Origin of the sequence: Microbacterium sp. che218 (assembly GCF_040436305.1) — a bacterium.
GTDB classification, from domain to species: domain Bacteria; phylum Actinomycetota; class Actinomycetes; order Actinomycetales; family Microbacteriaceae; genus Microbacterium; species Microbacterium algihabitans.
In genome coordinates this window covers 1,014,184-1,038,402 of sequence record NZ_AP031501.1, presented here as the reverse complement: position 1 = coordinate 1,038,402, position 24,219 = coordinate 1,014,184, and the positions used below count along the sequence as shown (strand labels likewise).

Sequence of the window (24,219 nt, the reverse complement as noted above, 5' to 3'; positions counted from 1 at the left end):
TCACCGACGGGCGGGGGAGTGTCCCCGCCCGTCGGTAGACTCTCATCTCGTGTCCGACGCACCCGAGATCACCCCCGAGGCCGTCGCCTCCGCGGTCGATGAGGCCCTTGCCGCCATCGCCGCCGCCGCGACCACCGCCGAGCTGAAGTCCGCCCGTTCCGCGCACACGGGGGAGCAGTCCTCCCTCGCCCAGCTGAACGCCCAGATGCGCAACATCGCCCCCGAGCACAAGGCCTCCTTCGGCAAGCTCGTCGGGCAGGCCCGCGGTCAGGTGAACCAGGCTCTCGCCGCTCGCGAGGCGGAGCTCGCCGCCGCCGAGACCGCGGCCCAGCTCGAGGCCGAGCGCATCGACGTGACGGCGCTCCCGCAGCGCGCTCGCGTCGGGGCACGGCATCCGATCACCCTCCTGCAAGAGCAGGTGTCCGACATCTTCGTCGGCATGGGTTGGGAGATCGCGGAGGGGCCGGAGCTCGAGCACGAGTGGTTCAACTTCGACGCGCTCAACTTCGACGTCGACCACCCTGCACGGCAGATGCAGGACACCTTCTTCGTCGATCCCGTCGCGCGCCACCTCGTGCTCCGCACGCACACGAGCCCCGTGCAGGTGCGGTCGATGCTCGAGCGCGACTTGCCGATCTACGTGCTGTGCCCGGGCCGGGTGTACCGCACCGACGAGTTCGACGCCACGCACCTGCCGGTGTTCACGCAGTTCGAAGGACTCGTCGTCGACAAGGGCATCACCATGGCCCACCTCAAGGGCACCCTCGACCACGCCGCGCGCGTGCTGTTCGGGCCCGAGGCGAAGACGCGCTTCCGCGCCAACTTCTTCCCGTTCACCGAGCCGAGCGCCGAGCTCGACCTCTGGCATCCGACCTTCAAGGGCGGCGCCCGATGGATCGAGTGGGGTGGCTGCGGCATGGTGAACCCCAACGTGCTGCGGGCCGCGGGCATCGACCCCGAGGAGTACTCGGGCTTCGCCTTCGGCATGGGCATCGAGCGCACGCTCATGTTCCGCAGCGACGTGCAAGACATGCGCGACATGGCCGAGGGCGATGTCCGCTTCAGCGAGCAGTTCGGAATGGTGGTCTGATGCGCGTCCCGCTCTCCTGGTTGCGCGAGTACGTCGACGTCGCGGCCGAGGCCACGCCCGAAGACGTCCTGGCGGCCCTCGTCTCCGTCGGCTTCGAAGAAGAAGACGTGCACCGCTTCGAGCTGTCCGGCCCCATCGTCGTCGGGCAGGTGGTCGAATTCACCCCCGAGCCGCAGTCGAACGGCAAGACCATCCGCTGGTGCCAGGTCGACGTCGGCGCCGAGAACGGGGGAGTGCGCGGCATCGTCTGCGGTGCGGGCAACTTCTTCGAGGGCGACAAGGTCGTGGTGACCCTGCCCGGCTCCGTGCTGCCCGGACCGTTCCCGATCGCCGCGCGCAAGACCTACGGTCACGTGTCCGACGGCATGATCGCGTCGGCGAAGGAGCTGGGTCTCGGCACCGAGCACTCCGGCATCCTGCGCCTGGTCGAGCTGGGGATCGACGCTCCCGTCGGAACCGACGCGATCGCGCTGCTGGGCCTCGACGACATCGCCGTCGAGATCAACGTCACCCCCGACCGCGGCTACGCCCTGTCGCTGCGCGGCGTCGCCCGCGAGTACTCGCACGCCACGGGTGCTGCCTTCCGCGATCCGGGTGCCGGTCACGACGCTGCGGTCGCACGGACGCCCGAGGGCTTCCCGATCACCGTCGACGACGGCGCCCCGATCCGCGGACGCGCGGGCGCCAGCCAGTTCGTCGCGCGCATCGTGCGCGACGTCGACCCGTCGCGACCGACGCCTCCGTGGATGATCACGCGGCTCTCGCTCGCCGGCATCCGTTCGCTCGGGGTGCTCATCGACATCACCAACTACGTGATGCTCGAGCTGGGTCAGCCGATCCACGGGTACGACCTCGACCGACTCCAGGGCGGCATCACCGTGCGCCGCGCGGCGCAGGGCGAGAAGCTCGAGACGCTCGACGGCCAGGTGCGCACGCTCCACGCCGAAGACCTGCTCATCACCGACGAGTCGGGCCCGATCGGCCTCGCCGGCGTCATGGGCGGTGGCCCCACCGAGATGAGCGACGCCACGCGCAACGTGCTCATCGAGGCGGCGACGTTCGACCAGGTCTCGATCGCGCGCACCGCCCGCCGGCACAAGTTGCCCTCGGAGGCCTCGCGCCGCTTCGAGCGCGGAGTCGACCCGCTCGTGGCCCATGTCGCGGCCGAGCGCGTCGCGTCGTTGATGGTCGAGCTCGCCGGCGGAACCCTCGACACCGAGCTGGGCGGATCCCTCCCGTCGACCTACCGTCGTGACCCGATCACGCTGCCGGCCGGATTCGTCCCAGGCCTCATCGGCGTCGCGTACACCGACGACGAGATCGTGCGCGCCCTGCGCCTGATCGGCGGCACCGTCGAGGAGCGCGAGGGTGGGTGGGCGGTCACCGCGCCGTCGTGGCGCCCCGACCTCACCGACAAGTGGACGCTGGCCGAGGAGGTCGCGCGTATCGAGGGGTACGACCGCATCCCCTCGGTGCTGCCGACTCCGCCGTCGGGCCGCGGACTCACCTCCGCGCAGCAGGGACGCCGCCGCATCGCCAACGCGCTCGCGTCGGCCGGATTCGTCGAGACGCCCTCGTTCCCCTTCACGACCGAGGAGCAGAACGCTCTGCACGGCTCGCCCTCGGGTGACCCGCTGCCCAGTGTGAAGCTCGCGAACCCGCTCGACGGTCTCGCGCCGTTCCTGCGGCGCTCGCTCGTGCCTGCGCTGCTGCAGGTGGCGCACCGCAACGTGTCGCGCGGCATCGTCGACCTCGCGCTCTTCGAGACCGGAACCGTCTTCCTGCCCAAGCCGGGTGTGCAATACGGCACGTCGTCGGTGCCGCCGTTGGCGGTGCGTCCGGATGCCGCGACCCTGACCGCCCTCGACGCGTCGATCCCGCCGCAGCGTCGGCACGTGGCCGTTCTGCTGACCGGTCACACGGTCGCGAAGCAGCCGGGTCAGTCCGCGGTCGTCGCGGATCTCGCGGATGCCGTGGACGCCGTGCGCGTGCTGACCGCCGCCGCCGGGCTCGACATCGAGCTCGTGCAGGCCCAGCGCGCCGCGCTGCACCCGGGCCGTACGGCGCGGGTGCTCGCCTCGGGGCACGACATCGGATACGTCGGCGAGCTGCTGCCCGCGGTGTCGGCTGCGGCCGACCTGCCCGGGCGGGTGCTGGTGGCCGAGCTCGACCTCGACGCGATGCTCGAGCTCGCGCAGTCGCGGGTCGTCGCGGCATCGCTCTCGGGTTTCCCCGCCGCCACGCAGGACGTCTCGCTCACGGTTCCGATCGACGTCGCCGCCGGTGACGTACGTGCCGCGCTGCTCGAGGGCGGTGCCCCGCTGATCGAGGGCGCTCGCCTGGTCGACGACTATCGCGGCCAGGGACTCGCCGAGGGAACGAAGAGCCTCACGTTCGCGCTGCGCTTCCGCGCCGACGACCGCACCCTCACGGCAGCCGAGGCCACCGAGGCCAAGCTCGCCGGTGTCGCGGTGGCCGCCGACCGGTTCGGCGCGGCCATCCGCGACTGAGCACGCTCACGACCAGGGGCGCCGCCGGCTCATGCTGCGCGGCGCTCCGGCGTTTCCGGGGTCAGGTCATCGCCCCCTTCGTGCACGCTCTCGCGGGACGCGGCGACGGCCCGACGGCCGCGCGTGAAGACCATGCCGACCACGGCACGCACGCGCAACCACGACGCGTCGCGCACGAGCAGCAGGTCGAGCGCGATCATGGCGAGCGAGAACGGCCAGAGTCCGAGCAGCAGGCCGATGCCGAAGTGCGTGAGCGAGAGGCCCGCGACCGCGACGTAGCGCGACGGCTTCCACAGCAGCGCCACCGGGAACGTCAGCTGCACGACGAGAGCGAACCACGTGCCGACCATGATGAACGGCGTCACCTGCCACACCGCTTCGCTCAGCGCGGGGAGCACCTGAAACTCCGTGAGCGAGAGGGCGTAGTAGAGGGCCGTCCCGGAGATCCATTCCTCGCCCTGCAGCTTGAGGATCGACGACACGAGATACACGAGCAGGATCTGGTAGCAGCACAGGATGAGCGCGGTGTTGTGCAGCAGCGGTGAAAGCCACTCGGGTACGCGACGTCGGAGCGCGTCGAACCGTCCGGCCCGCTCGCCGCGCCTGCGCCGCAGCCAGGCGTCGACGGAGAGGTGCCGGCTGAGGTCGGCGAACAGCGCGAACACCAGCACGATCCGCATGAGGGTGTCACCGCCGTTGGTCAGCAGTGTCGTGTTGGCCGAGAGGCCGACCCAGAACAACAGCAGCACAGGCGTCACCCAGCGGGTCTTGAAGCCCACGAGGAACAGCAGCGCGAGGGCGATGAGCGCGAAGTACGCCAGGTCGAACAGCACCGGATCGTTCTTGGCGAAGATGAGCCGGAAGGGCTCCCACCACCCGCGGCGACGCGCCTCGGGCTCCACCCACCACGACCCCGCCCCCCACAGGTAGTGCCGGTCGGCGAAGCTCGGCAGCAGCACGAGCAGCATCGCCACCGCGAAGATGATCCGCAGCAGCGAGAACCCGATGGTCGCGTGCTTCGCCGACGTCAGCCAGTCCTGGAAGCCGGTCCACAGCTGCACGGGGGACAGGCGGTGTCGCCACCCCTGACGTCGGGTGAACTGGATGGTCATCGCCGCTCCTCGCCGGTGTAGCGCGTTTGCACGTCGGCGAAGATGCCGCGCACCGATGGGTCGTCGGCCTGCTCGGCCGCACGCCATCCGAAAGTGAGCTCGTTCAGGTCGAACTGACGCTCGTCGTCGAAACGGTGGAGGAACTCGTTCGGTCGGTCGAACTGCGCTCGCCACCGCACCCTCTCCACGTCGCGCCCGAAGTACGCCTCGGTGAACGCGGTGGAGAAACGGTTCAGCATGTAGTCGTACCGCACGAACGGAACGGACGACCCTTCGCCACTGTCGCCGAGACCGTCGAGTTCGGCGCGCAGGTCGGCATCCGGGATCGCGGTGAAACCGCCGTCGGGGGAGCGCTCGATGAACGAGTCCTGCACCCGATCCTGCTGGGCGGGGGTGAGTTCGTCGTAGCGCTCGAGGTAGGTGCTCAGCGCGTTGATGCTGTTCTTCGAGATGCGCGACGGGGTCGGGATGCCGCGCACCGCGGCGAGCTCCATGTCGGTGACGTCGATCCAGTCGCTCGCCTGCAGGTCGCCGTTGTCATCGCGCCACTGCGCCTGCACCTGCAGAGCACTGTTGACACGGAGGATGTTCGGCGCGAACACGTCCCACCGCTGCGAGAAGTACGGCGCGAAACCGTCGCTCACCATCGCCCGCGCGGGCGACGGGGGAGCGGTGAACGTCGCACTCACGAACACGTACGCCCCCACGACCACGACGGCAGCCACCGTCGCGATCGTGGGCGCGAGGCGCCCCCGCGCCGCCGGAGCGGGGCGGGGGGCCGGGGCCGGCCGCGTGGTGCGACCGGCCCCTGTCTTCTTCGTGGTCATGTCAGCCGCTCAGCGAGCCGTCGACAGGACCATCGGTGCCGTCTGCTCCCGGCGAACCGTCTCGGCGATGCGGCGAGGCCGATCGCGAGCTGCGTCGGGCCCCACCCCGCGGGGCGGGTGATCCCTCCGCGGTGCGCGGGCTCGTCGTGGCCGAACTCATCGTGGTGGTCGAGGTCGCGGTGGACGGGCGGTCGACGATCGACGGTGCGGGCGAGACGGGCGGTGCGGTCCGGGCGACGGATGCCGCGGATGCCGAGGCGACGGCAGGACGCGTGCTGCGACGACGGGCGGCCATCAGACCGAATCCGACCAGGAGCATCGCACCGGCCAGGAGCGAGAACGTCGCGGCGCTGCTGCCGGTGTCGGAGCCGGTCACGGCCAGCTGCGAACCCGTGCTGGGAGCGGCGTAGCCCGCCGGGGTGCCCGAGCGGTCCGAGGAGTCGGTCGAGTCGGTGGCGTCGTGCGAGTCGGTGGCGTCACGGGAGTCCGTGGCGTCGTGCGAGTCGGTGGAGTCGGCCGAGTCAGTCGAGTCCTTGGAGTCGGCCGAGTCAGTTGAGTCCTTGGAGTCGGTGGAGTCCTTGGAGTCGGTCATGTCCTTGGCGTCGGTCGCATCGTGGGAGTCCGCGGAGTCCGCGGAGTCCTTGGAGTCCTTGGAGTCCTTGGAGTCGGTCGAGTCCTTGGAGTCCTTGGAGTCAGTCGAGTCCTTGGAGTCGGTCGCGTCGTGGGAGTCCTTGGAGTCCGCTGAGTCCTTGGAGTCCTTGGAGTCGGTCGCGTCGTGGGAGTCCTTGGAGTCGGTCATGTCCTTGGAGTCGGTCGCGTCGTGCGAGTCCTTGGAGTCAGTCGAGTCCTTGGAGTCGGTCGCGTCGTGCGAGTCCTTCGAGTCGGTCATGTCCTTCGCGTCGGTCGCGTCGTGGGAGTCCTTGGAGTCAGTGGAGTCCTTGGAATCCTTCATGTCCTTGGAGTCCGTAGCGTCCCAAGAGTCGGTCGAGTCCTTCGCGTCCCACGAGTCCGTGGCATCCCACGAGTCCTTCGAGTCGGTCATGTCCTTGGAGTCGGTCATGTCCTTCGAGTCGGTCGCGTCGTGCGAGTCCTTCGAGTCGGTCATGTCCTTCGAGTCCGTCGCGTCGTGCGAGTCCTTCGAGTCAGTCATGTCCTTCGAGTCCGTGGCATCCCACGAGTCCTTCGAGTCGGTCATGTCCCTGGAGTCGGTTGCGTCCCAGGAGTCCTTGGTGTCCGTCGCGTCGTGCGAGTCCGTTGCATCCCAGGAGTCCTTGGAGTCGGTCGTGTCCTTCGAGTCCGTGGCATCCCACGAGTCCTTCGAGTCGGTCATGTCCTTGGAGTCGGTTGCGTCCCAGGAGTCCTTGGTGTCCGTCGCGTCGTGCGCGTCCTTCGAGTCGGTCATGTCCTTGGAGTCCGTGGCATCCCACGAGTCCTTGGAGTCGGTCATGTCCTTCGAGTCCGTGGCATCCCACGAGTCCTTGGAGTCGGTCATGTCCTTCGAGTCGGTCGCGTCGTGTGCGTCCTTCGAGTCAGTCATGTCCTTCGAGTCCCACGAGTCCGCGGCGTCCTTGGTGTCGGTCGTTCCGTCGGTGCTGCCGTCCGTGTGTCCGTCTGTGTGTCCGTCGGTGGTGCCGTCCGTGTGTCCGTCGGTCGATCCGTCGGTGCTGCCGTCGCTCGATCCGTCGGTCGTCCCGTCTGTGTGTCCGTCGGTGGTGCCGTCCGTGTGTCCGTCGGTCGATCCGTCGGTGCTGCCGTCGGTCGATCCGTCGGTCGTCCCGTCGGTGTGTCCGTCGGTGGTGCCGTCCGTGTGTCCGTCGGTCGATCCGTCCGTCGATCCGTCGGTGTGCCCGTCGGTCGTCGGCGTGGTCGTGGTCGTGGTGGTGGTCGACTCGGCGGTGACCGCCTCACCCACGGCGGACGCGCTCAACGGCGCTCCGAACGCCGCCAAGGCGCTCAACGTGATGACCGCCGTCGTCTGAATGATCGTTCGACGCGCCCGCATCGTGCGCGGAACGCGATCGTCGTGAAAGTTCGTGCGAAGCACAAGAATCCCCTGGTGTCCTAGGCCCCCCTAAGCACCACGGGAATGAAAATAGGGAATCGAATGAAGTAGCTGTAAGTAGTTGACTTCACCCGTTCGAGGCGTCACACTCACCCGCTGCACTATTCTTCGATCGACGTAGGATCGTACGCGTGCACCTCCGGGTGCGCAGAGATCTGCCCTCATCGCCGGTAAGGGGGGCAGTCGGAAGTGCCCGGCGATGAGGGCAGGTCTCACATATTACGGTTTTCGTGTCCCCCGAACGGGGGACACGGAACCATTGCGAGGCGGATTCACGGCTGCTATCACGCGGGCGTTGAAGAGGACCCGATTTGCCCCGCGCTCGCCGCGGCGGATACCCTCGCCACATGTCGTCGATCACCGCACGCACCGAGGAGCTCTCCGTGAGCACCGGTGGCGAGCGTCGACGTCGGGTCGCGCGCCGATTCTCGGCGACCTCGTAACCCGCCATCGGTCGGGCATACGGGCGTCGCCGCCCCGGTTCTTGCTGATTCCAGCACCCGTCCGACTCGTAAGGTGGATACATGACCCTCTCGGTCGCCGTTTCCGGCGCTTCCGGCTATGCAGGTGGCGAAATCCTCCGCCTCCTCGCCGACCATCCCGACGTCGAGGTCCGCACCGTCACCGCTCACGCGAACGCCGGTCAACCCCTCCTCGCCCATCAACCGCACCTGCGCTCGCTCGCCGGACTCGACCTGCAGCCCACGACACCCGAGGTGTTGACCGGTCATGACATCGTCTTCCTCGCGCTGCCGCACGGTCAGTCCGCGCAATACACCGACGCTCTGGCCGACACGCCTCTCGTGATCGACGCGGGAGCCGATCACCGTCTCGTCTCCTCCGCCGATTGGGCGGCGTTCTACGGCGGGGATCACCCCGAGCCGTGGGCGTACGGAGTGCCCGAGCTCCCGATCGCCAGCGGCAAGCAGCGGGAGAACCTCCGCGCCGCGAAGCGCATCGCGGCCCCCGGCTGCAACGCCTCGACGGTGTCGCTGTCGCTCGCTCCCGGCATCGCCGCCGGAGTCATCGACGGACGCGACATCGTCTCGGTGCTCGCGGTCGGCCCCAGCGGCGCCGGCAAATCCGCCAAGACCAACCTCCTCGCGAGCGAGATCTTGGGCTCTGCCAACCCATATGCCGTTGGCGGTACACACCGGCACATCCCCGAGATCCGCCAGGCGCTCGTCGCTGCGGGAGCCTCGGCCGACGGCATCCGGATCTCCTTCACCCCGGTGCTGGTTCCGATGGCACGCGGGATCCTGGCGACGTCGTCGGCCCCCCTCGTGGAGGGAATGACGGATGCCGAGATCCGCGGCGCGTGGGAGAAGGCGTACGGCGACGAGCCCTTCGTCGAGCTGCTGCCCGCGGGCGTCTTCCCCCGCACGGCCGACGTGCTCGGCGCGAACGTCGCCTCGATGGGTCTCGCGATCGATCGCGCGGCGAACCGGGTCACCGTCGTCGCCGCCGTCGACAATCTCGTCAAGGGCACCGCCGGCGCTGCCGTGCAGTCCATGAACATCGCGCTGGGCCTCGCCGAGACCACCGCCCTTCCCCTGAACGGAGTCGCCCCGTGAGTGTGACCGCCCCCGCTGGATTCGAGGCGGCCGGCGTCGCCGTCGGCCTGAAGTCGACCGGTGCCCGCGACGTCGCCCTGGTCGTCAACCGCGGACCGCTCAAGGTCGGCGCCGCCGTGTTCACCTCGAACCGCGCCAAGGCCAACCCGATCCTGTGGTCGGAGCAGGTGGTGAAAGACGGCGTGATCGAGGCGGTCGTCCTCAACTCCGGCGGAGCCAACTGCTTCACGGGTTCGTTCGGCTTCCAGACCACCCACCAGACGGCCGAGCGCGCCGCCGAGCTCCTCGGTGTCGGAGCCGGAGACGTGGTCGTGTGCTCGACGGGCCTCATCGGCACCGGCGACGAGGTCTTCCGCGCGAAGGTCCTCGACGGGGTGCAGCAGGGCGTGACCGCGCTGTCGTCCGACGGCGGCGAAGACGCGTCCCTGGCCATCATGACGACCGACTCGCGTCCGAAGCGGGCGGTGCACGTCGGCGACGGCTGGTCGATCGGCGGCATGGCGAAGGGCGCCGGCATGCTGGCTCCGGGCCTGGCGACGATGCTCGTGGTGCTCACCACCGACGTGGTGCTCGACGCGGCGGAAGCGGATGCCGCTCTGCGTCGCGCCACGCGCGTGAGCTTCGACCGGCTCGACTCCGACGGCTGCATGTCGACTAACGACCAGGTGACCCTGATGGCCAGCGGCGCCAGCGGCATCCGCGTGGATGCCGAGGAGTTCGGCGACGCGCTCGCCGCGGTGTGCGACGACCTCGCCGCGCAGCTGCAGGGCGACGCCGAGGGCGCCAGTCACGACATCACGATCCGCGTCGCCAACGCCGCGACCGAAGACGACGCCGTCGAGGTGGGTCGCTCGGTCGCGCGCAACAACCTCTTCAAAGCCGCGATCTTCGGCAACGACGCCAACTGGGGGCGCGTGCTCGCCGCCATCGGCACGACGCAGGCCGCCTTCGACCCCTACGACGTCGACGTCTGGATGAACGGCGTGCGCGTCTGCACGGCCGGTGGTCCGGACCGTCCGCGCGAGGACGTCGACCTCACCCCGCGGGCCACCGACCTCGTCATCGACCTCAAGGTCGGCGAGGCCACCGCCACGATCCGCACCAACGACCTCACGCACGAGTACGTCCACGAGAACAGCGCCTACTCCTCATGACTCACGTCGATCTGCAAGACACCGATCCCGCCGAAGCCAGCGAGCGGGCGGTCACGCTCGTCGAGTCGCTGCCGTGGGTGCGCAAGTACCGCGACCAGGTGGTGGTGGTGAAGTACGGCGGCAACGCGATGGTCAGCGACGAGCTGCAGGACGCCTTCGCCGCCGACATCGCCTACCTCCGGTACGTGGGCGTGAAGCCGGTCGTCGTGCACGGCGGCGGACCGCAGATCTCGTCGATGCTGAACCGTCTCGACATCCCGAGTGAGTTCCGCGGGGGCTACCGGGTGACCTCGACCGAGGCGATCGGCGTCGTGCGCATGGTGCTCACCGGGCAGATCAACCCGCAGCTCGTGGCCAAGGTCAACGCGCACGGTCCGCTGGCGACCGGCCTCAGCGGCGAAGACGCGGGTCTGTTCGGCGGTCGGCGTCGCGGTGTCGTCGTCGACGGCGTCGAGCACGACCTGGGCCGCGTCGGCGATGTCGTCACGGTCGACCCGCAGCCAGTGCTCGATCACCTGGCCGCGGGGCGCGTGCCGATCGTGTCGAGCATCGCGCCCGATCTCGACAACCCCGGAACGTCGTTGAACGTCAACGCGGATGCCGCGGCGGCGGCCCTCGCGACGGCGCTTAACGCCAAGAAGCTCGTCGTTCTGACCGACGTGCCGGGCCTGTACGCCGACTGGCCGAACCGCGACTCGCTCGTGTCGCACCTCACCTCGAGCGAGCTGCGCACGATGCTGCCGACGCTGGAGTCGGGCATGATCCCGAAGATGCAGGCGTGCCTCGACGCCGTCGACGGGGGAGTACCGACCGCGGCCATCATCGACGGTCGCGTGCCGCACTCGGTGCTCGTCGAACTCTTCACCAACAAAGGAATCGGAACGGAGGTGGTCGCGTGAACGCGGACACGACTCAGGAACCCGTGGCGTCCCGCGCCCCCTGGCAGGAAGATGCCGGACGTGACCTCGTCCGCAGCTTCGGCGACCGCATGGCTCTGTTCGTCCGCGGTGAGGGCGCCTACATCTGGGACGGCGACGGCACGAAGTACCTCGACTTCCTCGCCGGGATCGCGGTCAACGCGCTCGGGCACGCCCACCCCGTCTTCGTCGAGGCGATCACCGCGCAGGCGTCGACCCTCTCGCACGTGTCGAACTACTTCGCCACGCCCCCGCAGCTGGCGATGGCGGCGCGCCTGAAGCGTCTCGCCGGAACGGGCGAGTCGGGTCGTGTCTACTTCGGCAACTCGGGCGCCGAGGCCAACGAGGCCGCGCTGAAGCTCGCGCGCCTGCACGGTCGCGGCACCGACCGCACCCGCATCCTCACCCTCAAGGGCGGCTTCCACGGTCGCACGATGGGGGCCCTGGCCCTCACCGGAAAGCCCGCGCTGCAGGCCGACTTCCTGCCGATGGTCCCGGGCGTCGAGCACATCGACACCACGATCGAGGCCCTCGAAGCCGCGATGGACGAGCGCGTCGCCGCCTTCCTCGTGGAGCCCATCCAGGGCGAGGCGGGCGTCGTCGAGCTGCCCGAGGGGTACCTTCAGGCGGCCCGCGAGATCACGGCCCGTCACGGGGCTCTGCTGATCATCGACGAGATCCAGACCGGCGCGGGTCGCACCGGCGCGTGGTTCGGCTTCCAGCACGCCGGGATCGTTCCGGATGCCATCACGGTGGCCAAGGGCATCGGCGGCGGCTTCCCCATCGGTGCGCTCATCACCTTCGGCGCGGCGAGCGACCTCTTCTTCCCCGGCACCCACGGCTCGACCTTCGGCGGAAACGCCCTGGGCACGGCCGTCGGAGGCGCGGTGCTGCAGGAGATCGAGTCGGCCGGCCTCGTCGAGAACGCCGCGCGGCGCGAGACGCAGCTGCGTGAGGGGATCGCCGCGCTCGGCTCGCCCCTCGTGGCGGGCGTACGCGGGCGTGGGCTGCTGCTCGGCATCGCGCTGTCGAGCCCCGTCGCCAAGGCCGTCGTGGCCGCGGCCCAGCAGCACGGCCTGATCGTCAACGCTGCCAACGACGACACCATCCGCATCGCGCCGCCGCTGACGATCGGAGACGCCGAGGTGGCCGAGTTCCTCGAGCTGTTCGGCGCCTCTCTCGCCACCGTGTCCGACGCACTGATCATTGGAGCACCCGCGTGACCCGCCACCTTCTTCGCGACGACGACCTGAGCCCGGCCGAACAGGCCGAGATCCTCGACCTCGCGATCGAGCTGAAGAAGGACCGCTGGGCGCAGAAGCCGCTCGAGGGTCCCCAGACGGTCGCCGTGATCTTCGACAAGTCGTCGACGCGCACGCGCGTCTCGTTCGCCGTCGGCATCGCCGACCTCGGCGGCTCGCCGCTGATCATCTCGACCGCCAACAGCCAGCTCGGCGGCAAGGAGACCCCCTCCGACACCGCACGCGTGCTGGAGCGGCAGGTCGCAGCGATCGTGTGGCGCACCTACGCCCAGGCGGGTCTCGAAGAGATGGCGCGTGGAACGCGCGTGCCCGTCATCAACGCCCTGAGCGATGACTTCCACCCGTGCCAGCTGCTGGCCGACCTGCTCACGATCCGCGAGCACAAGGGCGAGCTGAAGGGTCTGACCCTGTCGTTCTTCGGCGACGGCCGCAGCAACATGGCGCACTCGTACGTGCTCGCCGGGGTCACGGCGGGCATGCACGTGCGCGTCGCGGCTCCCGACGACTACGCCCCGCGCGCCGACGTGATCGCCGACGCCGAGCGGATCGCCGCCGAGACCGGCGGATCGATCACCCTCGTCAGCGACCCCGAGGCCGCGGCATCCGGAGCCGACGTCGTCGTCACCGACACCTGGGTGTCGATGGGCAAAGAAGAGGAGAAGATCGCGCGCATCCGCGACCTGGGCGGGTTCAAGGTCACGACCGAGCTCATGACCCGCGCCGACGACGACGCGATCTTCATCCACTGCCTTCCCGCCGACCGCGGCTACGAGGTCGACGCCGAAGTGATCGACGGCCCGCAGAGCGTGGTGTGGGACGAGGCCGAGAACCGTCTCCACGCCCAGAAGGCGTTGCTGGTGTGGCTTCTGCGCCAGGGCTGACCGCGCACCTCCGCCGCTCCTGGACCCGTTTCGACGGGCCGGGGCGGCTGGTCGGCGTGGACTTGGCGCGCGCGCTCGCCGTGCTGGGCATGCTGGCCGCGCACCTGCTCGACACCGATAGGGTGCTCACGCCCGACCCCTCGACGTGGATCACCCTCGTCAACGGACGCTCGTCGATCCTCTTCGCGGTACTCGCGGGCGTGTCGATCTCGCTCGTGACCGGCGGTCGGCGGCCGCTGGCGCCCGAGCGACGCCCGCGCGCCGCCGCCCGCCTGGCGCTGCGCGGAGCGGTGCTGTGGGTCATCGGCATGATGCTGGTGTTCACCGGCGTGCCGGTCTACGTCATCCTCCCCGCGTACGCCGTGCTGTTCGTGCTCGCGCTGCCCTTCCTCGGGCTGCGCGCGCGATCGCTGTTCCTCGTCGCGGCGGGGATCGCCCTGGTCATGCCGTGGATCCAGCCGGTGCTGGACGCGGCGCCGATCTGGTCGGGGCCGGCGGGAGACGACCTGTCGGCCGCCGTCGGCTGGCACTACCCGTTCCCGGTATGGATCGCGTTCGTGCTCGCGGGGATGGGCGTGGGCCGGCTCGACCTGCGTCAGCTGTCGGAGCAGGCCTCGCTCGTGCTCTCGGGCGGCTCGCTCATCATCGTCGGCTACGGCGGCGCGCTGCTGACCGCGCCGGTCGTGACCGACCGCTACGCGCGGACCGTGCTGACGGCGGGAGATCACTCGTCGGGGCTGTGGGAGGTCATCGGCTCGGGCGGGTTCGCCCTCGCCACGATCGGGATCTGCCTGCTGCTGTGCCGCACCCCGCTGCGGTGGGTGGCCGTGCCGCTGCGCGCCGTGGGCTCGATGCCGCTGACCGCCTACGTCGTGCAACTGCTGGTGTGGGCGCTGGTGTCGCTCGAGCTGTTCGGCGACACGTCCGAGATCGTCGGGGTGCGCGAGTCGGGTCTGTTCTTCCCTTTGACGATCGGGCTCATCGTCGGGTGCACCGCGTGGGCGCTGCTGGTGGGCCGCGGGCCGCTCGAGATGTTCATCGACGCCCTCGTGCGCGTCGTCGTGGGGGCGGATGCCACGACCCCGGGCCGACCGTCGTCTGCGGCGTCCGAGGGGGCCGACGTCTCCGGCGGTGTCGGTGGCCCTCGGTAGGCTGGGGGGATGAGCAGCGAGACCGGTCAGTCGACGAACGAGGGTGCCCTGTGGGGCGCCCGTTTCTCGGGCGGGCCGTCTCCCGAGCTGGCGGCGCTGAGCCGCTCCACCCACTTCGACTGGGACCTCGCACTCTACGACATCCAGGGTTCGCACGCCCACGCCGCCGCCCTCGAGGCCGCCGGCTACCTCACGGCCGATGAGGCCGCGGCGATGCACGACGGTCTCGACTCCCTCGCCGCTCGCGTGATGGACGGCTCGCTGGTGGCGGCCCCCGGCGACGAAGACGTGCACGGCGCCCTCGAGCGCGTGCTCATCGAGACCGTGGGTGCGGCGGTGGGCGGCAAGCTCCGTGCCGGTCGCAGTCGCAACGATCAGATCGCCACCCTCGTGCGGTTGTATCTGCTCGATCACTCGCGCACCCTCACCCGCGAACTGCTGCGTCTGATCGACGCCCTGGTCGCTCAGGCCGAAGCGCACGAGAGCGCCATCATGCCGGGGCGCACGCACCTGCAGCACGCGCAGCCCGTGCTTCTCGCGCACCACCTGCAGGCCTACGGCTGGGCCTTCGTGCGCGGCATCGAGCGCCTGCGCGACTGGTCGGTGCGCGCGTCGGTGTCGCCGTACGGCGGCGGGGCGCTCGCCGGAGCGACGCTCGGGCTCGACCCGCAGCTCGTGGCCGACCGCCTGGGTCTCGCCCGTCCGGCCGAGAACTCGCTCGACGGCACCGCCTCGCGCGACGTCGTGGCCGAGTTCGCCTTCATCACCGCGATGATCGGCGTCGACCTGTCGCGCCTGGCCGAAGACGTCATCCTCTGGAACACGCGCGAGTTCGGCTTCGTCACCCTCGACGACTCGTACTCGACCGGGTCGAGCATCATGCCGCAGAAGAAGAATCCCGACATCGCCGAGCTCGCGCGCGGCAAGGCCGGCCGCCTGATCGGCAACCTGTCGGGTCTGCTGGCGACGCTGAAGGGCCTGCCCCTCGCGTACAACCGCGACCTGCAAGAAGACAAAGAGCCGGTGTTCGACTCGGTCCGCACGCTCGAGCTCGTGCTGCCGGCGTTCTCGGGCATGATCGCGACCCTCGTCTTCCACACCGACCGCATGGCCGAGCTCGCGCCCCAGGGCTTCTCGCTCGCGACCGACGTGGCCGAGTGGCTCGTGCGCCAGGGCGTGGCCTTCCGCGACGCGCACGAGATCTCGGGCGCACTCGTGCGGGCGTGCGAGCAGCGCGGCATCGGCCTCGAAGACGCCGACGACGCCCTGCTCGCCTCGGTGTCGCCGCAGCTCACGCCGCAGGTGCGCGAGGTGCTCACCATCGAGGGCTCCGTCTCGAGCCGCACCGGGGTCGGCGGCACCGCCCCCGCACGCGTGGGGGAGCAGCGCGAAGAGCTCGTGTCGCGCGCTCAGGCGGCCGCGCGGCCGATCATCGACTGAATATCAGTCTTTTGCTTATCTTTCGCGAAGAATAAGTGAGAGACTTATCCCATGACCGTCACCGTCATCGCCGATATCGTCGCCTCGCGACGCCTGCGCGACCGCGCCGGGGCGCAACGCACGATCGCCGAGACGGTCGACCGAGTCCAGCACGATCTGCCCGTGGCGTCGAGCCCCCTGGCGGCGGTCGTCGGCGACGAGCTGCAGGGGGAGTACCCGACCCTGTCCGACGCGCTCGCCTCGCTGCTGCTCGTGCGCCTCGCCCTCCCCGATGAGATCGACTGCCGCTTCGGCATCGGCGTCGGAGAGGTGCGTCCCATCGCCCTCGCAGAGCGCGTGGTTCCCGAAGGTCCTGCCTGGTGGGCGGCGCGCGAGGCGATCGAACACGTCGAACGCCTGCAGCAACGCGCCGCGCCGCACGCGCGCACGTGGATCGTGGGGGCCGAAGGGGAGGATGCGACCATGTCCGAGACCATCGCGCTGGCCGCGGCCTACGCCCTGAGCCGCGACCAGCAGGTCTCGACCATGAGCGAGCGCACCCGCCGGCTCACCTACGGCCGGTGCCTCGGCAGATCGCAGCGCGAGCTCGCCTCCGCCGAAGACGTCAGCCAGTCGGCCGTGTCGCAGGCGCTCGCCGCCGCCGGGTCGACCGCGCTGGTCGAGGGCTTCCTCGCGCTGACCGCGCGGAGGTCGGCGTGATCGCCGCGGGCCTGCTGCTGGTCGCGGTCGGCGTGGTCGATCTGCTGCGGCAGATGGTCCGCTCGCGACGATGGATCGCCTTCGCCGCGGCGGCCGTGGCGCTCGTGCTCGTCTCGGCGGCGCTCGACGCGGTCATCGCCGGTCTGCTCGCGGTGGCGGTCGCCGCGATCTGGACCTGGGTCGTGCCCGAAGACGGACCCGCGCGCGCGGGACTCTGGCCCGTCGCGTTGCTCGCGCTCGCCGCCGCGGCGTGCGTCGTGATCGCCCCCGGGCGCGCGCGACCGGGCCTGCTCGGAGCGGCCTGGGCGACGTACAGCCCCGGCAACGCCGTGTCGATCGACGTCGTCGTGCTGGTGATCGGGTGCCTGGTGTTCCTGCTCGAATCGGGCAACGCCGTGGTGCGGATCGCCCTGCGCTCCGAGATGGGCGGCCGGGTCGAGCTGAACACCCGGCCCGTGGCATCCGGAACCGCCCCCGTCGGAGTCGACGCGGCGGCCCCCGTCGCCCCCGCGCCGGGCCTCAAGGGCGGTCGCCTGATCGGCCCCCTCGAGCGCATCCTCGTGTTCGTGCTCACCCTCACCGGCGCCTACACGCTGCTGGCCGCGGTGCTCGCGGCGAAGGGCATCGTGCGCTTCCCCGAGATCTCGCGCGATCGAGACGACGGCGACCGCGCCGAGTACTTCCTCATCGGGAGCCTCGTCAGCTGGGTCACGGCGCTGGCTGCGGCGTTTCTCGTGTGGTGGGGCGTGCGCGCCGGCTGACAAGCCCCCGCACGGGGCCTCGCGGGCGCCGAGTACGGTCGACAGAGACACGGGGGAGTCGAGATGAGCAACGCACGACCGGGCTGGTACGACGCAGGGACGCCGGGGCGCGTCCGCTGGTGGGACGCAGCGCAGTGGACGGCGCACGAGGCGCCGGTCCCGACGTCGGGTGCTCGGCCTGCGGCGCCGCCATCCACGGGTGCCCAGCCTGCGGACGCCCATCCCGCGGCTGCCCAGGCCGCGACCGCGCAGACCGCCGCGGTTCCGCAGGAGCAGGCTTTTGCGCAACCCGGGTGGTATCCGACCCGAGCGGGAGAGCTGCGCTGGTGGGACGGGCGCGTCTGGACGGGCTCGCGCGTGCGCGACGGACGGCCGGGGATCGACTGGGCCACCATCGAGCAGCCGGCGCTCGCCTGGGCCATGGGGGCGGTCTTCTTCACCCTCGCGATGATGCAGACGGTCTCGAGCATCGCGTTCGGGGGGATGTCGCTCATGCCCGTGCTGTGGCTCGTGCTGTCGGGACTGTGGTTCGCGATGGCCATTCAGGCGACCCGTGTGCGGCGCATCCCCACCCCGACAGGCAGTCCCGAGGCGCCCGCGGTCGTGCGACCGCTCCCCGGCGAGGCCGACGGACCCGGCGCCGGCTGGTACCCGATCAGCCGCCAGGCCGGCAGGTGGTGGACCGGCACACGATGGGCCGACTACGTCACCTCGCGCTTCGGCGTGCGACCGACCTTCCACGCGGCGCAGGCGCTGCTGACGCTGCGAATCGTCGCGTTCGCGACCGCCGCTCTCGACGTCTTCGTGCTCGTCGCGGGGATCGTGGTGCTCGCCGTCGCCGGCGGCGAGACCGTGCGGACCGCCATCGGGTGGGTCCTCGTCATCGGCGCGGTGCTGTTCGCGGGCCTGACCGCGGTGGTGCTCGCGATGGCCCGCGCGCAGACCCGCGTGCTCCTGCTGCCGACCGACCCGCCCGCCGGCGTACCCACCGCAGACCGGGCCCGGCCCGCCTGATCGCCCGGGTCGCGGCATCCGGAGCCGTCCCGCCCCGCTGGTACCCTGAACCGGTGTCCACCTCCACCGATGCGGCGCCGCTGAGCGCCCTCGCACCCGCCAACGACCCGACGTTCGACAACGTCTGGGACGAGCTGCTGTGGCGCGGCCTGGTCCACGTCTCGACCGACCAGGCCGAACTGCGCGAACTGCTGTCGGGGGACCCGATCGTCTATTACTGCGGGTTCGACCCGACCGCCCCGAGCCTGCACCTCGGCAACCTCGTGCAGTTGCTGCTCATGCGCCGCCTGCAGCTGGCCGGGCACCGCCCGCTCGGTCTCGTCGGCGGTTCCACCGGCCTCGTCGGCGACCCGCGGCCCACGGCCGAGCGCACGCTCAACACGCGCGAGACGGTCGCCGAGTGGGTCGCGATCCTGCGCGCGCAGGTCGAGCGCTTCTTGAGCTTCGAGGGCGAGAACGCCGCGCGCATCGTCAACAACCTCGACTGGACGGCACCGCTCAGCGCGATCGACTTCCTCCGCGAGATCGGCAAGCACTTCCGCGTCGGCACGATGCTGAAGAAAGACGCGGTCAGCGCGCGCCTCAACTCCGAGGCCGGCATCAGCTACACCGAGTTCAGCTACCAGATCCTGCAGGGCCTCGACTACCTCGAGCTGCACCGCTCGTACGGCTGCGTGCTGCAGACCGGCGGCAGCGACCAGTGGGGCAATCTCACCAGCGGCACCGATCTGGTGCGCAAGGTCGAGGGCGTTTCGGTGCACGCGATCGGCACGCCGCTGATCACCAACAGCGACGGCACGAAGTTCGGCAAGAGCGAGGGCAATGCGATCTGGCTGGATGCCGAGATGTGCAGCCCGTGGACGATGTACCAGTTCTGGCTCAACACCGACGATCGCGACGTCATCGAGCGCCTGAAGGTGTTCACCTTCCTCACGCGCGCCGAGATCGAGGAGTACGCGGCGCTCGTCGAAGCGGAGCCCTTCCGCCGCGCGGCGCAGAAGCGTCTCGCCCGCGAGGTGCTGACGACCGTGCACGGGGCGGAGACCACCGAGAGCGTCATCGCCGCGACCGAGGCGCTGTTCGGGCAGGGCGACCTGACCGCGCTCGATGCCGATGTGCTCCGCAGCGCCCTGAGCGAGCTGCCGCACGCGACCGTCGCGGCCGGTACACCGGTCGCCGAGGCGCTCACCGCCACGGGCCTCTCGTCGAGCCTGAGCGACGCGCGCCGCGCGATCGCGCAGGGCGGCGTCTCGCTCGACGGCGAGAAGGTCGCGGGCGACGACACGGTCGTGCGGGGGACCCTCCCCGGCGGGGTGTCGGTGCTGCGCCGCGGCAAGAAGACGCTCGCGGGACTCTTCCTCAGCTGACATGCCGTTCACGCCGAGCCACGCCGTCGTCGCGCTTCCGTTCCTGCGCACACGGCTGGTTCCGGCGGCGATCGCGATCGGGGCGATGACCCCCGACCTGCCGCTGTTCGTGCGGGGGATGTGGCCCGACTACGGCCTGACGCATGACTTCGCGTGGCTGCCGCTCACGGTCGTCGTCGGTTTCGTGCTGCTGCTGGTCTGGCGGTGCGTGCTGCGTCCGGCGACGCGCGAGCTGCTGCCGCGACCGGTGGCGGAGCGGTTGCCGACGCAGTGGGATGCCGGTGCCCGCGCGGCCCTGCGCGAGAGCGTCGGCGGGGGAGTCGTCGGCATCGTGTGGCTCGTCCTCTCGCTCGCGCTGGGAGTCGCCTCGCACATCGCGTGGGACCTGTTCACGCACGAAGGGCGGACGGGCGAACAGCTCGTCCCCGCCCTCGCCGATCGCTGGGGCCCCTTCTCGGTGACGAAGTGGCTGCAGTACGGGTCGGGGGTGTTCGGGCTGCTCGTGCTGGGGATCTTCGCGCTGGTGTGGCTGTCGCGGCACGCGCCCGAGCCCCTGCGGAGGGTGCTTCCGGATGCCGCCCGCTGGGCGTGGTGGCTCTCGCTCCCGGTCGCGTTGGTCGTGGCATCCGCCGTGGCACTCGGTCTCAACGGCGGGTTCGACGAGGAGTACACGACTACCCACCTCATCTACGGCGTGCTGACGAAAGTCGCCGCCGCCTGGGCGGCGCTGACGCTCGCTCTGGCGCTGTTCGTGCAGACGCGACGCGCGCGGGCGATCGTGCGCGCGGCCTAGCGCTGCGCGGTCGGGAGGTGGCTGAGCCTGTCGAAGCCACCGGGCGGGCGCGGGGTCCGGTCCCTTCGACAGGCTCAGGGACCTGGGTGACGGAGGTGGCTGAGCCTGTCGAAGCCACCGGGGGAGCGGTGTGCGGCGGGGGCCGGTCCCTTCGACAGGCTCAGGGACCTCGTTGCGAGGCTCGGCGACCTCGGTCGGGAGGTGGCTGAGCCTGTCGAAGCCACCGGGGTGCGCGACCTCGGCGCCGCCCGCGGGTCACACGGGCGCGGCGACGGGCGGCGGCTAGACTCGGGGACGTTATGACGAAGGCGGGAGACTCGGTGTCGGCGAGCACAAAGGGCAAGAAGACGGGCGCAGACGAGGTCATCCTCGGACCCACCGGTCGCCCCTACCAGGGGTTCCCCACCCCGAAGCCGCTCGACAGTCACGGCCCCGCCCGCATCATCGCCCTCTGCAACCAGAAGGGCGGCGTCGGCAAGACGACGACCACGATCAACCTCGCAGCCTCGCTCGCGGGCTACGGCCGCCGTGTGCTGGCCATCGACTTCGACCCGCAGGGCGCGCTGTCGGCCGGCCTCGGCATTCAGACGCACGACGTGGAGACGATCTACGACCTGCTGCTCGACACGAAGCGCGATCCGCGCGAGGTGATCGTCGAGACCCGGGTGGAGGGACTCGACATCCTCCCCGCGAACATCGACCTGTCGGCGGCCGAGGTGCACCTCGTCAACGAGGTCGCCCGCGAGACGATTCTCGCCCGCGTGCTGCGCAAGGTCGCGTCCGACTACGACGTGATCCTCATCGACTGCCAGCCCTCGCTCGGTCTGCTGACCGTCAACGCCCTCACCGCGGCGCACGGCGTGCTGATCCCGCTCGAGTGCGAGTTCTTCGCCCTGCGCGGAGTCGCGCTGCTCGTCGAGACGATCGACAAGGTGCGCGACCGCCTCAACCCGGCGATCGAGCTCGACGGGGTGCTCGCCACGATGTACGACCCCCGCACGCTGCACTCCCGTGAGGTGCTCGAGCGCGTGGTCGAGGCGTTCGGCGACGACGTGCTCGAGACGGTCATCGGTCGCACGGTGAAGTTCCCGGATGCCTCGGTTTCGGGCATGCCGATCACGGAGTTCGCGCCCGAGCACGCCGCCGCCCAGGCCTACCTGCGGTTGGCGCGGGAGCTGGTCGCCCGTGGCGCCGTCGCCTGACGACACCGCCGCCCCCTCCGGTGGCTTCGACGGGCTCAGCCCCCTCGCAACGGAGGTCCCTGAGCCTGTCGAAGGGCCCGGCACCCGCGCGCCCGGTGGCTTCGACGAGCTCAGCCCCCTCGCGGATGACGCCCCCGCCGGCTTCCGCGTCTCGCTGCCCGATTTCGACGGGCCGTTCGACCTGCTGCTGACCCTCATCTCGCGCGCCGAGCTCGACGTGACCGAGGTGTCGCTCAGCCGCGTGACCGACGAGTTCATCTCGTACCTGCGCGCCATGGGACCCGACGGCGACCTCGACGAAGCGTCGGAGTTCCTCGTCGTGGCTGCGACTCTGCTCGACATGAAGATCGCGGGTCTGCTGCCCCAGGGTGAGCTGGTGGATGCCGAGTCGGTGGCGTTGCTCGAAGCGCGCGACCTGCTCTTCGCGCGTCTGCTGCAGTACCGCGCCTTCAAGGAGGTCTCGGCGTGGTTCGCCCGCTGCCTGCAGCGCGAAGACAAGCGGCACACGCGCAACGTGCGGCTCGACGAGAAGTACCGCAGCGCCGTGCCCGAGCTGAAGTGGACGCTCAGCGCCCACGATTTCGCCGCGCTCGCGGTGGTCGCCTTCGCACCGAAGGAGATCCCGACGGTGGGGCTCGACCACCTGCATGCGCCCCTGATCAGCATCCGCGAACAGGCGGCGATCGTGGTGACGCTGCTGCGCTCGGCGGGCACGCTGAACTTCCGCGACCTCGTCGCCGGCGTCACCGAGACGGGGGTCGTCGTCGCGCGATTCTTGGCGATCCTCGAGCTGTACCGCCACGCCGCCCTGTCGTTCGAGCAGCTCGAACCGCTCGGCGAACTGACGCTGCGCTGGACCGCCGAGAGGTGGTCGGAAGAGAACCTCGCCGCCCTGGGAGCCGACTATGACCGATGACACCGTGATCGACACCACCCCCGCGCAGGCCCCGATCCCCGCACAGCGCCCGAGCGACACGGCATCCGTCGCCCGTCGCCTCGAGGCGATCCTGCTGATCCTCGACGAACCGCAGAGCCTCGTGAGCCTTGCCGCCGCCGTCGGTGCGCCCGTGCCGGCCGTTCGACAGGCCGTCGAGACGCTCGTGGCCGACTACGACGGTCAGACCGGGGGACCGGTGCGCGGTTTCGAGCTGCGCGAAGTGGGCGGCGGGTGGCGCCTCTACGTGCGCGAGGAGTACGACGACGTGGTGGGGGAGTTCGTCAACACCCAGGCGCCGTCGCGACTGTCGCAGGCAGCGCTCGAGACGCTCGCCGTGATCGCCTACAAGCAGCCCGTGACGCGGGGGCAGGTGGCGTCGATCCGCGCGGTCAACGTCGACTCGGTCGTTCGCACGCTGCTCGCCCGCGGATTGATCACCGAGGTGTTCACCGACCCCGACACGGGCGCGATCCACTACGGAACCACCGACCAGCTGCTGGTCAACCTCGGCATCAACTCGCTCGACGAGCTGCCGCACATCTCGCCGTTGCTCGACGATGGCTCAGACGGATTCGACGGAGAGGTACTGAAATGAGCGACGCTTCGACAGGCTCAGCGACCGGGGGCTCACTGAGTGAGGGCGCGGCGACCGAGGGCGCGGGTTCCGCGAGCGATGACGGCATCCGCCTGCAGAAGGTGCTGGCCAACCGCGGTGTGGCCTCGCGCCGCGTCGCCGAGCAGATGATCGTCGAGGGCCGTGTGCGCGTGAACGGCCTCGTCGTCACCGAGCTCGGTCGCCGCATCCACCCCGAGACCGACCTGGTCGACGTCGACGGCACGGCCATCCAGCTCGACGAGTCGAAGCGCTACGTCATCCTCAACAAGCCCACCGGGGTCGTCAGCTCGATGAACGACGACCGCGGCCGCCCCGACCTGCGTCAGTTCACGCAGGAGTGGGACGAGCGGCTCTACAACGTCGGTCGACTGGATGCCGACACGAGCGGCCTGCTCGTGCTGACCAACGACGGCGACCTCGCCCACGTCCTCGCGCACCCCTCGTTCGGGGTGACGAAGGTGTACATCGCCAAGGTCGAGGGGCAGGTGCTGCCGCAGACCATCCAGCGCCTGATCAGGGGCGTCGACCTCGAAGACGGACGCATCGCGGCCGACAAGGCGCGCCTGCTCGACGCCTCGCGGGGAGAGAGCCTGGTCGAGCTGACCCTGCACTCGGGCAAGAACCGCATCGTGCGGCGCATGCTCGCCGAGGTCGGTCACCCGGTCGTCGAGCTCGTGCGCCGGCAGTTCGGGCCGCTGCACCTGGGAACTCTCCCGGTGGGGAAGGCGCGCGAATTGACTACAGTAGAACGCGGTGCCCTTCTCACGCTGTCGCGCACGTCCGACAGCGCTCCGGCCGATCCGGCCGAGTGAGTCTCGCGGGCGCCCGCGGCGCGTGAGGCGTCGCCCAG

The 24,219-nt window shown here is 70.3% G+C and carries 21 protein-coding genes; 18 read left to right on the top strand and 3 right to left on the bottom strand.

Going from position 1 to position 24,219, the window contains the following annotated elements; genetic code table 11:
• Positions 1-49: 49 nt before the first annotated feature.
• Both pheS and pheT read left to right on the top strand, forming a co-directional pair.
• Positions 50-1,090: a phenylalanine--tRNA ligase subunit alpha gene (gene pheS / locus ABXS86_RS04915; RefSeq protein ID WP_353665806.1), complete on the top strand. Its 1,041-nt coding sequence runs from the start codon at positions 50-52 to the stop codon at positions 1,088-1,090.
• The gene (pheT, locus tag ABXS86_RS04910; RefSeq protein ID WP_353665805.1) at positions 1,090-3,600 is read left to right on the top strand and encodes a phenylalanine--tRNA ligase subunit beta; all 2,511 of its coding nucleotides are present in this window, start codon (positions 1,090-1,092) and stop codon (positions 3,598-3,600) included. The genes pheS and pheT overlap by 1 nt, the downstream gene beginning before the upstream one ends.
• Before the next feature lie 29 nt (positions 3,601-3,629).
• On the opposite strand, the gene ABXS86_RS04905 is transcribed toward pheT, so the two are convergent.
• The 3 genes from ABXS86_RS04905 to ABXS86_RS04895 are packed head-to-tail and all read right to left on the bottom strand — an operon-like array spanning position 3,630 to position 7,466.
• Positions 3,630-4,712 (bottom strand): HTTM domain-containing protein, encoded by a 1,083-nt coding sequence (locus ABXS86_RS04905; protein ID WP_353665804.1) that lies wholly within the window; start codon positions 4,710-4,712, stop codon positions 3,630-3,632.
• A complete protein-coding gene (locus tag ABXS86_RS04900; protein WP_353665803.1) occupies positions 4,709-5,539 on the bottom strand; it encodes a DUF5819 family protein in 831 nt (276 codons plus the stop codon). The genes ABXS86_RS04905 and ABXS86_RS04900 overlap by 4 nt, the downstream gene beginning before the upstream one ends.
• 1 nt (position 5,540) lies before the next feature.
• On the bottom strand, positions 5,541-7,466 hold the full coding sequence (locus ABXS86_RS04895; RefSeq protein ID WP_353665802.1) for an LPXTG cell wall anchor domain-containing protein: 1,926 nt from the start codon (positions 7,464-7,466) through the stop codon (positions 5,541-5,543).
• 659 nt (positions 7,467-8,125) lie between these two features.
• Between ABXS86_RS04895 and argC the strand changes: the two genes are divergently transcribed.
• The 16 genes from argC to ABXS86_RS04815 all read left to right on the top strand — a co-directional run bounded on the left by argC (position 8,126) and on the right by ABXS86_RS04815 (position 24,181).
• Positions 8,126-9,175 carry an N-acetyl-gamma-glutamyl-phosphate reductase gene (argC, locus tag ABXS86_RS04890; protein ID WP_307210184.1) on the top strand — a complete coding sequence of 350 codons (1,050 nt, stop codon included), beginning with the start codon at positions 8,126-8,128 and terminating at the stop codon, positions 9,173-9,175.
• Positions 9,172-10,329 (top strand): bifunctional glutamate N-acetyltransferase/amino-acid acetyltransferase ArgJ, encoded by a 1,158-nt coding sequence (gene argJ, locus ABXS86_RS04885; RefSeq protein WP_307210186.1) that lies wholly within the window; start codon positions 9,172-9,174, stop codon positions 10,327-10,329. Before argC ends, argJ begins: the two co-directional genes overlap by 4 nt.
• Positions 10,326-11,228, top strand: a complete 903-nt coding sequence (gene argB / locus ABXS86_RS04880; RefSeq protein WP_144828202.1) for an acetylglutamate kinase — start codon at positions 10,326-10,328, stop codon at positions 11,226-11,228. The genes argJ and argB overlap by 4 nt, the downstream gene beginning before the upstream one ends.
• A gap of 23 nt (positions 11,229-11,251) precedes the next feature.
• Positions 11,252-12,469, top strand: coding sequence for an acetylornithine transaminase (locus ABXS86_RS04875; RefSeq protein WP_307214051.1), 1,218 nt, complete (start codon positions 11,252-11,254; stop codon positions 12,467-12,469).
• Entirely contained in the window at positions 12,466-13,389 is a 924-nt protein-coding gene (argF, locus tag ABXS86_RS04870; RefSeq protein ID WP_144828194.1) for an ornithine carbamoyltransferase, read from the top strand. Before ABXS86_RS04875 ends, argF begins: the two co-directional genes overlap by 4 nt.
• Positions 13,390-13,445: 56 nt before the next feature.
• Positions 13,446-14,540: a heparan-alpha-glucosaminide N-acetyltransferase domain-containing protein gene (locus tag ABXS86_RS04865; RefSeq protein ID WP_307210190.1), complete on the top strand. Its 1,095-nt coding sequence runs from the start codon at positions 13,446-13,448 to the stop codon at positions 14,538-14,540.
• 9 nt (positions 14,541-14,549) lie between these two features.
• A complete protein-coding gene (gene argH, locus ABXS86_RS04860; protein ID WP_307210193.1) occupies positions 14,550-15,980 on the top strand; it encodes an argininosuccinate lyase in 1,431 nt (476 codons plus the stop codon).
• A gap of 51 nt (positions 15,981-16,031) precedes the next feature.
• Entirely contained in the window at positions 16,032-16,679 is a 648-nt protein-coding gene (locus ABXS86_RS04855) for a SatD family protein (protein ID WP_307210195.1), read from the top strand.
• On the top strand, positions 16,676-17,440 hold the full coding sequence (locus tag ABXS86_RS04850; protein WP_353665801.1) for a hypothetical protein: 765 nt from the start codon (positions 16,676-16,678) through the stop codon (positions 17,438-17,440). The genes ABXS86_RS04855 and ABXS86_RS04850 overlap by 4 nt, the downstream gene beginning before the upstream one ends.
• Positions 17,441-17,503: 63 nt before the next feature.
• Positions 17,504-18,454 (top strand): DUF2510 domain-containing protein, encoded by a 951-nt coding sequence (locus ABXS86_RS04845; protein WP_353665800.1) that lies wholly within the window; start codon positions 17,504-17,506, stop codon positions 18,452-18,454.
• Between the two features lie 53 nt (positions 18,455-18,507).
• Complete coding sequence (gene tyrS / locus ABXS86_RS04840; RefSeq protein ID WP_353665799.1) at positions 18,508-19,821, top strand: tyrosine--tRNA ligase; 1,314 nt, start codon at positions 18,508-18,510, stop codon at positions 19,819-19,821.
• A 1-nt stretch (position 19,822) separates the two neighbouring features.
• A complete protein-coding gene (locus ABXS86_RS04835) occupies positions 19,823-20,614 on the top strand; it encodes a DUF4184 family protein (protein WP_353665798.1) in 792 nt (263 codons plus the stop codon).
• A 299-nt stretch (positions 20,615-20,913) separates the two neighbouring features.
• A complete protein-coding gene (locus ABXS86_RS04830) occupies positions 20,914-21,816 on the top strand; it encodes a ParA family protein (protein WP_230704418.1) in 903 nt (300 codons plus the stop codon).
• The gene (locus ABXS86_RS04825; RefSeq protein ID WP_409988241.1) at positions 21,800-22,732 is read left to right on the top strand and encodes a segregation and condensation protein A; all 933 of its coding nucleotides are present in this window, start codon (positions 21,800-21,802) and stop codon (positions 22,730-22,732) included. Before ABXS86_RS04830 ends, ABXS86_RS04825 begins: the two co-directional genes overlap by 17 nt.
• Positions 22,722-23,348 carry an SMC-Scp complex subunit ScpB gene (gene scpB, locus ABXS86_RS04820; RefSeq protein ID WP_353665797.1) on the top strand — a complete coding sequence of 209 codons (627 nt, stop codon included), beginning with the start codon at positions 22,722-22,724 and terminating at the stop codon, positions 23,346-23,348. The genes ABXS86_RS04825 and scpB overlap by 11 nt, the downstream gene beginning before the upstream one ends.
• Complete coding sequence (locus ABXS86_RS04815) at positions 23,345-24,181, top strand: pseudouridine synthase (RefSeq protein WP_307210210.1); 837 nt, start codon at positions 23,345-23,347, stop codon at positions 24,179-24,181. The genes scpB and ABXS86_RS04815 overlap by 4 nt, the downstream gene beginning before the upstream one ends.
• Positions 24,182-24,219: the final 38 nt, after the last annotated feature.